The sequence below is a fragment of the Acinetobacter sp. CIP A162 genome (genome assembly GCF_000367905.1).
Lineage (GTDB): Bacteria > Pseudomonadota > Gammaproteobacteria > Pseudomonadales > Moraxellaceae > Acinetobacter > Acinetobacter lwoffii.
Genome location: NZ_KB849159.1, coordinates 524,855 through 540,369, shown reverse-complemented (window position 1 = coordinate 540,369; position 15,515 = coordinate 524,855). Strand labels below are relative to the sequence as shown.

At 43.4% G+C, this 15,515-nt stretch carries 14 protein-coding genes; 3 read left to right on the top strand and 11 right to left on the bottom strand.

The window, feature by feature from the left end:
• Position 1 precedes the first annotated feature (1 nt).
• The 5 genes from pstA to F995_RS08920 form a co-directional block, all read right to left on the bottom strand.
• Entirely contained in the window at positions 2-1,393 is a 1,392-nt protein-coding gene (gene pstA, locus F995_RS08940; RefSeq protein ID WP_004646526.1) for a phosphate ABC transporter permease PstA, read from the bottom strand.
• The gene (pstC, locus tag F995_RS08935; RefSeq protein WP_004646525.1) at positions 1,393-2,772 is read right to left on the bottom strand and encodes a phosphate ABC transporter permease subunit PstC; all 1,380 of its coding nucleotides are present in this window, start codon (positions 2,770-2,772) and stop codon (positions 1,393-1,395) included. Before pstC ends, pstA begins: the two co-directional genes overlap by 1 nt.
• A 104-nt stretch (positions 2,773-2,876) precedes the next feature.
• Complete coding sequence (locus F995_RS08930; protein WP_004646524.1) at positions 2,877-3,908, bottom strand: substrate-binding domain-containing protein; 1,032 nt, start codon at positions 3,906-3,908, stop codon at positions 2,877-2,879.
• Positions 3,909-4,342: 434 nt separating this feature from the next.
• Complete coding sequence (locus tag F995_RS08925) at positions 4,343-5,875, bottom strand: pyridoxal phosphate-dependent decarboxylase family protein (protein WP_004646523.1); 1,533 nt, start codon at positions 5,873-5,875, stop codon at positions 4,343-4,345.
• Between the two features lie 3 nt (positions 5,876-5,878).
• Positions 5,879-7,252, bottom strand: a complete 1,374-nt coding sequence (locus tag F995_RS08920) for a diaminobutyrate--2-oxoglutarate transaminase (protein ID WP_004646522.1) — start codon at positions 7,250-7,252, stop codon at positions 5,879-5,881.
• 475 nt (positions 7,253-7,727) lie between these two features.
• Between F995_RS08920 and F995_RS08915 the strand changes: the two genes are divergently transcribed.
• Together F995_RS08915 and F995_RS08910 are read left to right on the top strand one after the other, a co-directional pair.
• A complete protein-coding gene (locus F995_RS08915) occupies positions 7,728-8,432 on the top strand; it encodes an SIMPL domain-containing protein (protein WP_004646521.1) in 705 nt (234 codons plus the stop codon).
• 164 nt (positions 8,433-8,596) lie between these two features.
• Positions 8,597-9,193, top strand: coding sequence for a phosphatase PAP2 family protein (locus tag F995_RS08910; protein WP_004646520.1), 597 nt, complete (start codon positions 8,597-8,599; stop codon positions 9,191-9,193).
• A 75-nt stretch (positions 9,194-9,268) separates the two neighbouring features.
• Here the strand turns inward: F995_RS08910 and proB are convergent, their stop codons facing one another.
• The 3 genes from proB to F995_RS08895 all read right to left on the bottom strand — a co-directional run bounded on the left by proB (position 9,269) and on the right by F995_RS08895 (position 12,111).
• Complete coding sequence (gene proB, locus F995_RS08905; protein ID WP_004279682.1) at positions 9,269-10,402, bottom strand: glutamate 5-kinase; 1,134 nt, start codon at positions 10,400-10,402, stop codon at positions 9,269-9,271.
• Between the two features lie 27 nt (positions 10,403-10,429).
• Positions 10,430-11,647: an Obg family GTPase CgtA gene (cgtA, locus tag F995_RS08900; RefSeq protein WP_004646519.1), complete on the bottom strand. Its 1,218-nt coding sequence runs from the start codon at positions 11,645-11,647 to the stop codon at positions 10,430-10,432.
• 167 nt (positions 11,648-11,814) lie between these two features.
• Positions 11,815-12,111, bottom strand: coding sequence for a hypothetical protein (locus F995_RS08895; RefSeq protein ID WP_004646518.1), 297 nt, complete (start codon positions 12,109-12,111; stop codon positions 11,815-11,817).
• Here F995_RS08895 and F995_RS08890 point away from each other — a divergent pair.
• Positions 12,098-12,844, top strand: a complete 747-nt coding sequence (locus F995_RS08890; RefSeq protein WP_004646354.1) for an IS5-like element ISAba31 family transposase — start codon at positions 12,098-12,100, stop codon at positions 12,842-12,844. The two genes, F995_RS08895 and F995_RS08890, sit on opposite strands and share 14 nt — an antisense overlap.
• A gap of 22 nt (positions 12,845-12,866) precedes the next feature.
• Here F995_RS08890 and F995_RS08885 read toward each other — a convergent pair whose 3' ends face one another.
• The 3 genes from F995_RS08885 to F995_RS08875 all read right to left on the bottom strand — a co-directional run bounded on the left by F995_RS08885 (position 12,867) and on the right by F995_RS08875 (position 15,295).
• Entirely contained in the window at positions 12,867-13,250 is a 384-nt protein-coding gene (locus F995_RS08885; protein WP_004646515.1) for a hypothetical protein, read from the bottom strand.
• Positions 13,251-13,280: 30 nt separating this feature from the next.
• Positions 13,281-13,655, bottom strand: coding sequence for a winged helix-turn-helix transcriptional regulator (locus F995_RS08880; protein WP_004646514.1), 375 nt, complete (start codon positions 13,653-13,655; stop codon positions 13,281-13,283).
• A gap of 182 nt (positions 13,656-13,837) precedes the next feature.
• The gene (locus F995_RS08875) at positions 13,838-15,295 is read right to left on the bottom strand and encodes a glyceraldehyde-3-phosphate dehydrogenase (RefSeq protein ID WP_004279679.1); all 1,458 of its coding nucleotides are present in this window, start codon (positions 15,293-15,295) and stop codon (positions 13,838-13,840) included.
• Between the last annotated feature and the right edge of the window lie 220 nt (positions 15,296-15,515).

The following is a 15,515-nucleotide window of genomic DNA, read 5'->3' as shown; positions in this document are numbered from 1 at the left end:
ATTACCAACGGACTTCAAATTTCTTACGTAACCAGATGGCCAGACTGTTCAAGCTGATCATCATGGCCAGAAGTACAATAATTGCTGCTGCGGTACGCCCTTCAAAGAAGTTACGTAATTCATTGCCTTGCCATAAGAAAATCTGCACCGGTAAAGCCGTTGACTGATCAAATGGTGTGGCTGGAACGCTAGCAACAAAAGCACTCATCCCGATTAATAACAATGGTGCAGTTTCACCCAAAGCCTGTGCGACCCCAATGATTGCGCCCGTCAAAATACCCGGCAAAGCCAAAGGCAAGACGTGATGAAATACTGTCTGGATGCGGGAAGCACCGAGGCCCAAAGCTGCCTGACGAATCGAAGGTGGAACCGCTTTAAGTGATGCGCGTGTGGTGATGATCACCGTTGGTAAGGTCATCAGACTCAGTACCAGACCACCCACCAATGGGGCTGACAGTGGCAAATGCATCCAGCCAATGAAGATCGCTGCACCCAATAGACCGAAGACAATCGATGGTACGGCTGCCAGGTTGTTGATATTGACTTCGACCACATCGGTAATCCAGTTTTTCGGAGCAAATTCTTCCAGGTAGATCGCGGAGGCCACCCCGATTGGAATCGAGATAAAGATCACAATCATCATCATGAACAGCGAGCCCATGAAGGCACCTGCCAAGCCAGAAGTTGCTGGTGAGCTGCGCGAGTCAGGACTGGTGAAAATATTGGTATTGAAACTGTTTTCAATCACACCAGAGGCTTTCATCTCGTCCGCCACTTGGCGTACTTCAGGACTGAGCTGCTGCTGTTCATCTGGAAGATCACGGTCAATATTTCCCGCTAGCCAGACATCGACATTGGCATCCGCCAGAATTTTCACTTCCTTGCTTTGACCGACCAGACTTGGATCATTCATGACCATGTCTCGCAAGCGGTACGCCTCAGAACTGGTATATAAAGAACCCAGTTCATCACGCTGGCTTTCCAGCTTGCTGTCTTTGGCGATCATGCCGTTGATAATCAACGCATCCCAATCCACCATTCCGACTTCGGTCTGCCACGCGATAAAGCGATCTTCAAACTGTGCTGGAGATTCTCCTGCTGCTGGCTTCGGTTTTGGACCAATATCCACAATGGCTGGATCGAAATGAATCGGCAAACTCATGCTGCTTTGCCAGAATGCAGGCAAACCTTTGGATAAAATACTCCCGAACAGCAATACCACAAAGAACAGACCTGCCAGTACCGCAGAGAAACCAAATAAACGGAAGGTTTTTTCTTTACGATGACGTCGTGCCAAAGAGCTTTGAATGGTCTTCTTACGCTTTTTACGCAGCTCGGCGGCGATGGATGGATCAATACGCTGATCCACAGGCGTTGTATTTGAAGTACTCATTAGTCGTATTGCTCACGATATTTACGCACGATGATCAGTGCAACAATGTTCAAACCTAAGGTAATGACGAATAGCGTCAATCCTAGTGCAAAAGCCACCAATGCTTGCGGACTAGCAAAATCAGTATCGCCAGTTAACTGATTCACGATGGTAATCGTGACCGTAGATACGGCTTCAAGCGGATTGGCATGCAACTGCGGGCTGTTCCCGGCTGCAAGAACCACGATCATGGTTTCACCAATTGCACGTGACGCTGCCAACAGGAATGCACCGATAATACCCGGCAAGGCTGCCGGTAAAACCACCTGACGGATCGTTTCAGATTTAGTCGCACCCAATCCCAAAGAACCATCACGTAAGGCACGCGGCACCTGAGTGATGATGTCGTCTGACAAAGAAGACACGAACGGGATAATCATGATGCCCATCACCAGACCGGCAGTCAGCGCACTGGTCGCATTAATTTCGAGTCCGACCAGGGCACCCATGCTTTTAAGGAATGGACCGATGATCATCAAGGCAAAGACACCATAGACAATCGTAGGAATACCCGCCAACACTTCAATTGTAGGTTTTGCCCAAGAGCGGAATCGCGGTGAAGCGTATTCTGCCAGATAGATCGCAATCATCAGGCCTACTGGAACCGCGACCAGAAGCGCGATCCCGCTGACCATGAGCGTGCCCCAGAGCAGTGGCAATAAACCATAACTGCCTTCAGCACTGCCAGAGGTGCTAAACCCTGGGTTCCATTGGGTACCAAAGAAGAAATCCAGTGGGCTAACGAAGCTGAAGAAATGCATCGCCTCGCCAAACATCGACATCACAATCCCGAGAGTGGTCAGAATCGCCACACCTGAACACAATGCCAGGCCGATATTAATCATTTTTTCGACTTGGTTACGCGCACGGAATTCTTGGCTAATATGTTTCTTGGCCCAGACCAGACCAGCCAGCGCCGCCGAAATCACGACTGCCAATTTGGCAAAGGTACCAATGGTCGAGAATTTCGCCAACTGTTCCGCAGCTGCAACTTCATAGGCTGCCGGTGTATCACTGACCCCGAAACCTGAGGCAAGTGCCTGAACGCGATCAATCACAACGCTCAAACTTGCCGGATCCAGACTGGCCGAAACATTTTCTGGCAAATGGTTGAGTACCACCTGCTCCAGAAAAGTGGGTTCCACCATATTCCAAACAATCAAAATTAAAAACGCAGGGATACCACACCATAGTGCAACCAGGGCACCATAATATCCGGGACGCGAGTGTAAGTTTGCAGAATTGCTTCCCTTACCTGCTAAGCTACGGCTTTTACTTAATCCGATTTGATAGGCTATGGCCATGATGGCCAATAACACACCTATAAGTAGCAGATTCATGTATTCTCCACTGTTTTTTCAATTTTCATGGTTTGAAAAAACTTGTTTATCGCAAAAAGCCGATGGTAGGTTGACCCTACCACCAGCGTTTTCAAAATCATTTATTACTTCACAACAACCGCTTTACCAGCCTTGAAATTTGCCAGGACTGCTGTACGTTCTTTATCAGACATTGAAATCAGACCTGCTTTTTCCAGCTTAGAGCCTTTGCCAGATACTTTCTTGTTCAGGAAGTATTCTGTGAACTGCGGTAAGCCTTTGATCGATTTCAAGTGCTCGCCTTTTACGTAGAAGAACAATGGGCGTGATACCGGATAAGCACCATTCAAGATGGTCTTTTCAGAAGGCGCTACATTGTTCACCGTAGCAACACGTAGACGGTCACGGTTCTGGTCATAGAAACCTAGGCCAAACACACCTACCGCACTTGGAGAAGTTTTTAAACGTGCTAATGTTTCGGTATAGTCACCGGCAATCTCAACCACACGGCCATCTTTACGGAATGTTGTACAAGCTTTTTTCTTAGCATCTTTGTCTAGAGACTTAATTGCAGCATACGTTTCACAACCTGCATCCACCATTTTCTCCTGGAAGACTTCGCGCGTACCATGATTCGACGCAGGAATTACCAGGGTGATAGGTTCATTCGGAAGTGCTTTGTCAATTTGGTTCCAACGCGTGTACGGGTTAGCGACCATTTTTCCATTTGATGGAAGTTGTGCAGCAAGTGCAGCGAAGACATGTTGTGGACGCAATTTATAAGCCGCTTTGTTAGCATTCGATGCAAATACAATACCGTCATAACCAATTTTGATTTCTAGGACTTGGTTAACGCCATTCTTTTTACATTCTGCCAACTCTGTAGATTTAATTTGACGCGAAGAGTTTGCGATATCAATCGTATTATCACCCACGCCATTACAGAACTGTTTTAAACCACCTGAAGAACCGCCAGAACCGACAACTGGTGTTTTAAACTGTGGAAAAGTATTACCGAATTCTTCTGCCACGATACTGGCATATGGAAGTACAGTTGAAGAACCTGCAATTTGGATGGTGTCACGTGCTGCGTGTGCAGTCGTTACAGCAGTTGCCCCGGTTACTGCTAATGCTAAAGCTATATTTGTAAAGCGCATTCTAGTATCTCTCTCATTTATGCAAATTTGGAGTACACCACTTTTTATTCAGTTTTGTACTTCTTTCGATACCTGCATTTTGATTTTAGAATATGACAGATAAGTTACAGCTTTATTACGATTTAGTGATTTTTAATCTAGCGGCTTTTTCTTGATTAAATTTGTATGGATTTCAATGATTAAGTTCTTTATGTCATTCACTTCAATAAAAAATTTTAGACCAATGACATGTAACAATTTTTATAAACCTGAACTCAGGATAAATCCTGCTCCCCAGTTTTACATAAGCCTATGACAAATAAATAACAGGCCAAACGGGATTCAGACCTTCCGTGTTTTTGTGAGGAATTTCGATCTGGGAAAGGACCTTTTTTTATTTTTAAGCGCACAAAAAAGGAGATCATTTCGATCTCCTTTTTTCACACCACCATCACTTATGCAATGGGTGGCGTATAAGTACCGTCAGCGATTGAATCTTTGATACGATCCGCTTCTGCAAGCACTAGCGCCAGCAAGTTCTTCACGTTATCAAGTGTTGCAACTGGGCTTAAAGTGGTCATTTTCAGAGACTGAACCTGACCAACTTTCGTTACACCAATGTTCGCTTCACCACGTGCAAACAGTTCGTCTGCTACGTTTTGGTTAAGCGTATCGAGTAATTCAACCGGATAACCCGCTGGAACCACACGGAACAGTACAGAGGCAAATTGAGGCTCAAGCAGAAGCTCTAAACCGTCAGTTGCTTTAATGTAGTCTGCCACATCACGTGTTAAGCCTACACCATGATCGATCATCGAACCATAAAGCTCTTCACCTAATGCTTCTACAGTCATCCACAATTTCAATGCATCAAAACGACGCGTCGTTTGTAGTGACTTCGATACCAGGTTAGGAACGCCATGCTCTTCATCATAAGCGGAGTTCAGATACTCTGCTTCATAATGCATGAAACGGTAATTCGCTTCATCTTTCAGCAGGAACGCGCCACAAGAAATGGTTTGGAAATAATGCTTATGGAAATCAAGCGTGATCGAATCCGACAGCTCAATCCCGTCCAGCATAGAACGATAGTCATTGGATAGAATCAGTGCACCACCCCATGCCGCATCGATGTGCATCCACGCGCCATATTTATTGGTGATTTCACGAATTGCTTTCAATGGATCAATCGCGCCAGCATCCGTTGTACCCGCAGTCGCTACCACACATGCCACTATCTTGCCTTCAGACTGAAGGTGCGTCATGGTTTTTTCCAGCGCGTCTACGTCCATCTGTGCATTTTCATTCACAGGAACAGTGACCACTGACTGGAAGCCCATGCCCATCATCGCCATGTTCTTTTGCACAGAGAAATGTGCATTTTCAGAACAGATGACTTTGACATTATGCATCGCATCCGCAGGAATACCATCGCGCTGAACCGACCACGGATTACCGTTTTCGTCTTTCCAGTTTTTCGCAATGCAAGCATCACGCGCCAGCAATACGCCCATCAAGTTAGACTGTGTCCCACCAGAAGTGAATACACCGGCCTGACCTGCACCATAGCCCACTTTTTGACGTAACCAGTCAATTAACTGAACTTCCATCAATGAACCGGCCGGGCTTTGATCCCATGAGTCCATTGACTGGTTAGTTGCGTTAATCAGCACTTCCGCGATCTGGCTAGTCACCATCGTTGGACAGTGAAGATGCGCAAGTGAATGTGGATGATGTACTTTTAAGCTCTTGTTGAGGAATAGCTCAACCATACGCTCAAGAGATTTTTCTACACCCAAACCTTCTTTTGAAGGATTAAATGCAATCGCACTGCGTAGCTCGTTAATGCTGCCGCCAGTGTACATTTTGTCGTTTTGCAACCATGCCGCAACCGCTTTGGTCGCTTGGTCCATGCCAGCCTGATAGTCAGCAATGGATGCAGCATCATTGCAGAGTAACGCTTTACGATGTTCTGCGAAATCTACCATGAATTATGCGCCTCGAACTGCAACTAGTGCTTCAGCAACCGATTTTTTGAAACGAGCAATCACTTCAACACATTCGTCTTGAGTAATGATCAACGGGCAAAGTAAACGAATCACTGTACCGTTACGACCACCTTTCTCAAGCAATAATTTATTGTTGAAACAAGCGGTTTGGATCGCTGCAGCCAACTGACCATCAGCAGGTAAAGAACCCATATGATCCGCATCTTTGCGCTCATCTACGATTTCAACGCCGATCATCAGACCACGGCCACGCACGTTACCGATACACGGGAATTCAGTAGCCAGTTTTTTAAGTTCAGCTTGCAGGAAATCACCACGCTCTTGTGCATTTTGAGCCAGGTTCTGTTCTTTAATGGTATTGATCGTTGCAAGACCTGTACCCATCGCCAATTGGTTACCACGGAAAGTACCGGTATGACCTGCTGGCTGCCAAGCATCAAACTTACGTTTAATACCAAGTACGGCAAGCGGTAAGCTACCACCTACGGCTTTAGACATCACTACAACATCAGGTTCGATACCTGCGTGTTCGAATGCAAACATTTTGCCTGAACGTGCAAAACCAGCCTGAACTTCATCAAGAATCAATACGATGTTGTGTTTTTCAGTCACTTCACGGATTTTTTGCAACCATTTTACTGGCGCCGTTACCACACCGCCTTCACCTTGAATCGCTTCAAGAATTACAGCTGCAGGTTTGGTCACACCACTTTCGACATCTTCAATGAAGTTTTCAAAGAAATAAGTTAAAGCATCAACACCGGCTTCACCACCAAGACCCAATGGGCAACGGTATTCATGCGGATACGGCATGAACTGTACACCCGGCATCAAACCGTTCACTGCATTTTTCGCAGATAGGTTACCTGTCATTGCCAATGCACCGTGGGTCATACCGTGGTAGCCGCCAGAAAAGCTGATCACTGAGCTACGACCAGTAAAGGTTTTTGCCAGTTTAATCGCGGCTTCGGTTGCATCTGCACCCGATGGACCACAGAACTGCAAGCAGTATTCTTCTTGGCCACCTGGAAGATAAGAAAGAAGTGCTTCAGTAAAAGCATCTTTTAAAGGAGTAGTAAGATCCAACGTATGCAATGGTAAACCGCTTGCAATCGTATCTTGGATACTTTGAATGACTGCAGGATGATTATGGCCTAAAGCCAACGTCCCTGCCCCAGCTAAACAATCAAGGTACTCAGTACCTTCAACATCGGTAACCCAGCAACCTTGTGCTTTCGCTATCGCTAACGGTAATTTACGTGGATAACTACGCACATTCGATTCCATCTGACTTTGGCGAGTCAAGTAGTATTCGTTTGTGGAATTGGTGGCAGGGTTTACAGAAGTAACGCTCATATCGAATTACCATCTCTGATATGGGTGAAAGAAATAAGTCTGGTGACGTTTGGTCCTTTGACTCGGCGCTTTATAAAGGTTCTAGCTAGCAGTTTTGTATTCGAATAACTAGGAGGCGGATGATACCGAATTTTTCAGGAAAATAAACAACTTTCAGTCACATTTTGTCCTAATCTTTATCGAAAAAAAACATCATGCTAATCCATCCCCTAAATCATCATCTTACAGTGTGACAGCAGAAAGAAAAGCGTGTTCTTTTATGCTTTTTTGTAGCGCAGGCGACATTCCGGTAATCAATCTTAAAATTATTCATTAAGTATTTAATTATTAAAAATAAATATAAATTAAATAATGAGATAAAATTAAAGAGAATTTAACACTCTTACGACAAATATTTCGTAAAAAGATCACAATTGAGATTTAATATTTTAACAACGGCTTAGATGGCCAATTTTAAGAAAAACAGGACAATTTCATGCGTCTCTTAGCACTTACCAGTTTGATCCTTGCCAGCACCCTCGCCACAGGCGCATTTGCAGCTCCTGCTGAATCTCTGAATTATAATGTTGTTAATCTTTCAGCAGAGGCTAGCCGTGAAATCTCAAATGATGAAATGCATGCTGTGCTTTATATTGAAAAATCCAACAAACAGCCGGCTGAACTAGCCACTCAAATTAACCAGCTGATGAATCAGGCGATCGCCACAGCACGCAAATATCCTACTGTGAAAATCGAGACGGGCGCACAAAGCACTTATCCTATTTATGACAATGACAACCGTAAATTGAAAGAATGGCGTGGTCGTGCCCAGATTCGTCTGGAATCGAAAGATTTTAAAGCAACGTCTCAACTGATTGCCGAATTACAACAGCACTTCCAGACCCAGTCGATTAACTTTAAAGTATCAGATGAAAAGCGTAAAAAAGTTGAAAGCGAGCTGATGATTGAAGCCACCAAAAACTTCCAGCAACGCGCACAGGCACTCACCCAGACCTGGAACAAACCGAGTTATCAACTGGTGAACTTAAACCTGAATACTAACAATTATTCACCACAGCCAGTACCGCGTATGGCCATGATGAAATCTGCATCGGCTGATATGGCGGTTCCTGAGCAGGAAGTTGCGGCGGGTGAATCGCAAATGACGGTCAGCGCGAATGGGGCTATTCAGTTTAAATAAGACTTCATTATATTATTCGGACTTTTAAGAACCACTCTTTTGAGTGGTTTTTTATCATGTGAATATTCTTTAAAAAGCGAGGCTACAAATTCATACAAACTCAGGTAGGAATTGAGGTTTGACCGGTTTAGAGTAACGGACATTTATTCCAGTCTTCTCTGCTCATGTCTCTTGATCAACTAAACCTTTCCCTGTTTCATGTTCTCAATGTACCTGATCAAGCCTCGATCTGGATAATCAACTATGCCTCCCTGATTGCGCATGACCTGGTTTATCTTTTTTTGCTGATTTTTGCTATTGCCTGGTTCCGTGGTAGTTACCAAGTAAAAACAGGGATTATTAAAGCCTTCATCTTTACAGCTATTACATTATTGATGAGTGAAGTATTGTCTGCGGTACTCAATACCCCACGCCCGTTTGTGATGGATGTTGGTCGCACCCTGATTGAACATGCACCGACTGGTTCTTTTCCCAGCAACCATATGAGTATTTTTAGTGGGATTGCCTTCGCCTATTATTTTTCACCGCAGCGAGACTTGGGAAGAATTCTAATCTGGACAGCTTGGCTGGTAGCGTGGTCGCGTGTTTATGTCGGTGTGCATTTTCCGATTGATATGCTGGGTGCGTTTCTGATGGCAATAACAGTAAATTTAGCTGGATTACCATTGTGGTGGAAATATGAGAATCAAATCATGAACTTTATTTTGGGTATTCATTATTGGTTATTTTCGCCTTTAATTCGAATGGGCTGGATTAAATAAATATAATTAAAATGTCATAAAAAATCCCGCTCGAAAGCGGGACTTTTTGAATCTCTAAACTTGAATCTGAATAACTCAATAAATCGCCATATGATTGCGATGAATCATTTCCAGCGAACGCGCTTCACCTAACACCTGATGCACTTTATCTGATGCCAGACCACGAACGATATCTGCTGAACGCGAACTGAAATTGACACGCCCTACAGCAATCCGGTGACCTTGTGTATCAACACATTCCACCACATCACCACGTTCGAAGTGACCTTCAACAGCTTTGACGCCTACAGGCAACAAGCTACGATGATTGTCTTTAATGGCTTTTACTGCACCATCATCAATCACCAAACGACCTGCGGTTTGCAAGTGAGCCGCCAACCATTGCTGATGCGCTGTCATCCGGTCTTTGTCAGTGACAAATAAGGTGCCTAACAATTCGCCAGACATTAGACGTGATAGAACACCATCACTATCACCACTTGCAATTAAGGTCGGACAGCCCGACTTTGCAGCCAGACGTGCAGCACGAACTTTGGTCAGCATGCCACCACGACCAAATTTACCGCCTCCACCGGCCATATCAAACAGACTTTCATCCATCGCACGTACGGTATGGAACAGTTTGGCATCTGGATTAGACCGTGGGTCTGAGTCAAACATCCCTTCCTGATCCGTTAAGATAATCAGAAGGTCTGCATGAACCTGACCTGCCACCATGGCCGCAAGCGTGTCGTTGTCACCAAAGCGAATTTCGTCAGTCGAAACCGTGTCATTTTCATTGATCACCGGAATCACGCGCCAATCAATCAGGTTCTGCAAGGCATCACATGAGTTGAGGTAGCGACGACGATCTGCCAGATCATCATGGGTTAACAATACTTGCGCAGTTCGAATCTGATGCTTCTCAAGTACGCTTGACCAGGTATGAATCAGGCCCATCTGACCGATGGCAGCACAAGCCTGAAGACTGGGTAGATCGGTGGGTCGATTCTCAAGTTTCATTCGAACCATACCTTCAGCCACAGCACCGGAAGACACCAGAATAATCTCGTGTCCTGCATTGTGTAGATCTGCGATTTGTCCCGCCCAATGCGAGATAGCATCTAAATCTAAACCTTGTCCGTTTGCTGTGAGTAAAGATGATCCGATTTTAACAACGATTCGTTTACAACCCTTGAGCTGACGTTGCCCATCTACCACTTCTATCATCTTGTCCTCAGACTCTTCTCTCAGAGATTAGCGTACGTAGTACACTTCCACATCACTATCATCATCGCCATCTTCATCATCTTCGTCATCACCCAGAATACCGGCAAGACGTTGCTGACGACGCATCTCACGATACGCTTCTTTTGCAGCGATGGTTTGTTCACGTGTTTCAGCTTCAAGCTGATCACGGAATGCTTTCATTTCTGCTGCATATTCTTGATCTTCAGCTTCGCGTTCACGTTGCTCTTCGATCTGATCCATCAGGTAGTAAACCACGTCTTTGGTGCCTTCAGCCGTTAAGCCAGAAGTCTCAAAAACTGGGCCTTCCCACTGCAATTCTTCAAGAATATGGGTGCACCATTCTTCACGTGTTTCTTCAGCCAACTGATCGACTTTGTTCAGCACCAATACGATCGGCAGTTTTGAAAGCGTTGGGGAGAAATTTTCTAACTCTTTCATAATTGCTTTAGCATTATGTGCCGGATCTGAGCCATCAATCGGCTGTACGTCAACGATGTGTAACAAGATACGGGTACGCGCCAAGTGCTTCAGGAAGCGAATCCCAAGACCTGCACCTTCAGATGCGCCTTCGATCAGGCCCGGAATATCCGCCATCACGAATGAACGGTGACTATCGGCATCGACCACACCCAGGTTTGGCACCATGGTGGTAAATGGATAATCTGCAACTTTTGGTTTTGCTGCCGAGACTGCACGAATGAAGGTTGATTTACCCGCATTTGGCATACCCAGCAAGCCGACATCTGCCAGAACTTTAAGCTCTAGACGGATTTCACGGAATTCACCTTTTTGACCATGCGTACATTTACGTGGTGAACGGTTGGTCGATGATTTAAAGTGGGTATTACCTAAACCACCATCACCGCCTGCTGCAACTTTCACGCGTTGACCGTCTTCGATCAAGTCGCCAATAATGTCACCAGACTCTACATCTACAATTGTTGTTCCTACCGGAACTTTTAATACGGTATCTTCACCGCCACGACCAGCACAGTTCGCCCCACGGCCATTTTTTGCTCGTTCTGCACGATATTTACGTGTATAACGATAATCAACTAGCGTACTGGTGTCGTCGTCAGCCTGAATATAAATGCTGCCGCCACGACCACCATCACCACCATCTGGACCACCAAATGGCACGAATTTTTCACGGCGAAAACTGGCTACGCCATTGCCACCGTCGCCAGCCTCTACGGTAATGACTGCTTCATCAACAAAGCGCATATTGCCAATCCTCTAAAAACTTTAAAACCCCATATTCTGCCATATTTTAAAGAATTTCTCGACTATATTTATGACACAATCAATGAAGATCGTTCACCTTGCTCTGAATTTGATTCAACAAGCCTGATTGCTTTGTTTTAAAAATTAAAAATCATATAATTTTTTACTTATTTATATAAGGTGTAATTAATAAGTTGCTCTAGTATAGGATCAAATTCTATCTGAGATGTTCTAATCGTTTCTCTAGCATATTCATCAGAATTATTTTTTAAAATATTCCAATATTCAACATTACGTTCTTGCGTCTGCTGATTAAAACTTTTAGTGATTTTATACAAATTCTCATTTTTCAAATATTCATTTAAAAGAATAGGGTGTGTTGACACTTTTAGCTTAAAAAAATAGCGAAGTAGTAAAATCAAATCGCCAAACCCAATTTTACTATTCGCTATGCCTCGTACCATGCTGACAGATCAACACTGGCAAAAGTTGAAAGTTATTCTGCGTAATTTATCCATTCACCACAACTCAAATTTACGCAATTTTATTGAAGCTATTCTCTATAGAATTAGAACAGGCTGTCCGTGGCGAGATATTCCTTGCTGTTTTGGTCATTCAAACTCTATTTTCAAACGTTTTAATCGTTGGTCAAGCAGCGGTAAGTTACTTAGATTATTCAAATTACTAGCCTCATGCCCCGATATGGAGTGGATTTTTATTGATGGCTCTCATGTACGTGCTCATCAACATTCTGCCGGCATAGCGAATCAATCTATTTCTAAAAGTGTAGGAGGAAACTCCTCAAAAATACATTTGATTGTTGATGCACATGGCAATCCTATTGATTTCATGATTACCGATGGAACCACACATGATGTTAAAGTTGCACCTGATTTAATATCAACATTAGATTTAAAAGAGACAAAAGTGGTATGTGCAGATAAAGGCTATGATTCAGAACCACTGCGTGAACAGATCAGGAAAACAGGGACTAAAGCGAATATACCAAAGAAAACAAATAGCCAATCGAACAATGACCATATGGACTGGTATTTATATAAAATCAGGCATTTAGTTGAAAATATATTTTGTAGATTAAAGCAATTTAGAGGAATAGCTACTCGATATGACAAGCTCAAAAGAAATTATCAAAGTTCTGTTGCTTTAGCCTGTATATTTTTATGGCTACCTTTATAGGGTTAATTATGAACAGTAAATGTCAACAGACCCTAGTAGATTTCTTAATTTGTATTCTTAAATCATGAAATTCATTAATATTTTTCTGACTCTTTTCGAAGCTGATATTGCTTACACAAAAACCGCTAAATATTTCATTATTAAGTGTTCTTAATTCTAATATGTTAGTGGTTATATCTTTAGCTAAGATCGCTACAACCTCACTCCCTTTCTGCTCTCGCCAACTGTTATATGTCATCAATACTGCAACAGGTGCAAAGATCGCTGCTGACCAAAGCAAGAGATTGGTTGCTAAAGTAATATCAACTTCTAAAAGTTTAAAGATTGCATATATTGCTATGCATAAAACTAAAATAATTGCGTACACTGCTAATAGAGTAGCAACCAGATTTTCTGACTTTTTCATGTCATTGCTCCGCCCCAAAAGCAATTCACCCTATTTTGCTACGCGCGCTTTATTCTCTACAATATCTGGCAGACTTTTCTCAATCCAGCCAATTAAATACATGATTTTTTCAGCCGCTTGTGAACCGGTAATCGTCAATTGATATTCCACTTTTGGCGGCACCACCGGATAAACCGTTCTCAAAATAAAACCATCCTGCTCCAGCATTTTTAAAGTCTGGGACAACATTTTTTCACTTACCCCTTCAATCCTCTGTTTCAGTTCACTGAAACGATGCACCCCTTCACTCAGGCAACGCAAAACCAAGACCGACCATTTATTGGCAAGGTGTTCCAATATTTCACGTGATGGACATTCAGTTGATAAAACCTGCCCCAGTAACGGGCTGATTGCATAATTTGTCATACTATTCTCACAATATTTTTATTACTTACTCATTTTAATATACTTACTCTTTGTAAGTTATCAGATTAATATTTCACCAGCAAGTAGATTTCTTGATTCTTACTAGATTGGGAACAATCCGCTGTAAATAAAAATCATAAAAAAAGAGCCTCAAATGAGACTCTTTTTTTGCTAAATACTAATTATGCATTAGTTTCAGCAGGAACTTTTGGATAGCTTACACCGCCCATTTGTTCAGCAATACGCAATACCTGGCAGCTATAACCCACTTCGTTATCATACCAAACATAAGCAGTTAAACGGTTGCCTGAAGTGATCGTTGCTTGCGCGTCGAATACACCTGCAGTGCGTGAACCGATAAAGTCAGAAGATACCACTTCAGTCGAGTTGGTATAACCGATTTGACCTTGCAGGCTAGAACCGATTGAAATCTGACGAATGTATTCATTCACTTCATCACGATCAACGTCTTGACCTAAAGTCAGGTTAAGAATCGCAAGAGATACGTTTGGTGTAGGTACACGTACAGAGTTACCTGTCAATTTACCTTGAAGAGCTGGAAGCGCTTTCGCTACTGCTTTCGCTGCACCAGTTTCAGTAATGACCATGTTCAATGTTGCAGCACGACCACGACGGTCTGCTTTATGGTAGTTATCGATCAAGTTCTGGTCGTTCGTGAACGAGTGAACTGTTTCAACATGACCATTCAACACTGTGTATTTGTCATGCAATACTTTCAGTGTAGGTGTAATCGCGTTAGTCGTACAGCTTGCAGCAGAGATGATCGTATCTTCATCAAGGATATCCGCTTGGTTTACACCGTAAACTACGTTCTTCATGTCACCTTTACCAGGTGCAGTCAAAATCACACGAGCAGCGCCCGGGCATTTAAGGTGTTGAGCAAGGCCTTCAGCATCACGCCATTTACCCGTGTTGTCGATCACAAGTGCATTGTTGATACCGTATGCAGTGTAATCTACTTCAGAAGGATTAGAAGCATAAATCACTTTGATGAAGTTACCGTTGGCAATGATTGCTTCGTTTTCTTCATCTACAGAAATTGTGCCTGCAAATGGACCGTGAATAGAGTCACGACGAAGTAAAGAAGCACGTTTTTCCAAATCACCATCAGATGATTTACGAACAACGATTGCTTTCAGGCTAAGACCACGACCCAGACCTGATTGACCAATCATCAAACGTGCCAGGATACGACCGATACGACCGAAACCATAAAGAACCACATCTTTATGTTCTACAGCAGCAGCATTGCCTTCGATCGATTTAACAGCGTCTGCAACAAATGCATCGATGTCGCCGCCTTTTTCTTTAAATTCAACAGCAAGTTTACCCAGATCAACTTCAGCAGAACCGATGTTTTCTACTTTCACCAATGCTTCAAGAATTGGGAAAGTATCAACTACAGAAAGTTCAACGTCCAGTACGCGAGTACGGCGGTGTGCTTTCAAAATCTGAATCACAGAGCGGTTAATTAAAGAGCGACCATAAACTGTAGCTACAATATTTTTTTCACGATATAACTGGCCAACAAGGGCAATCATACGTTCCGCAAGTTCTTCACGGTTTTTCCAGCGACCTTGGTGTTCTGCATGGAGGGCAACAATAGTGTCTTTGCTCACAGATACGTCCTCTAATTAATTGTAAATCTAAGCATAAATTTCTAAACCCGACAATTGTAATGGAATTGGCCGCAAGTTTGAATCAAAAGCTCGTTGAGACGGGTGGTTTTTAACGTATATTCACTATAAATTTCAAAAATAGTTGTAATTAGCTGAATGATTTTGCATCCGAAAATGCTAAAGACCACTATTTTTCAGTACCTGACACAAATTTGTTAAA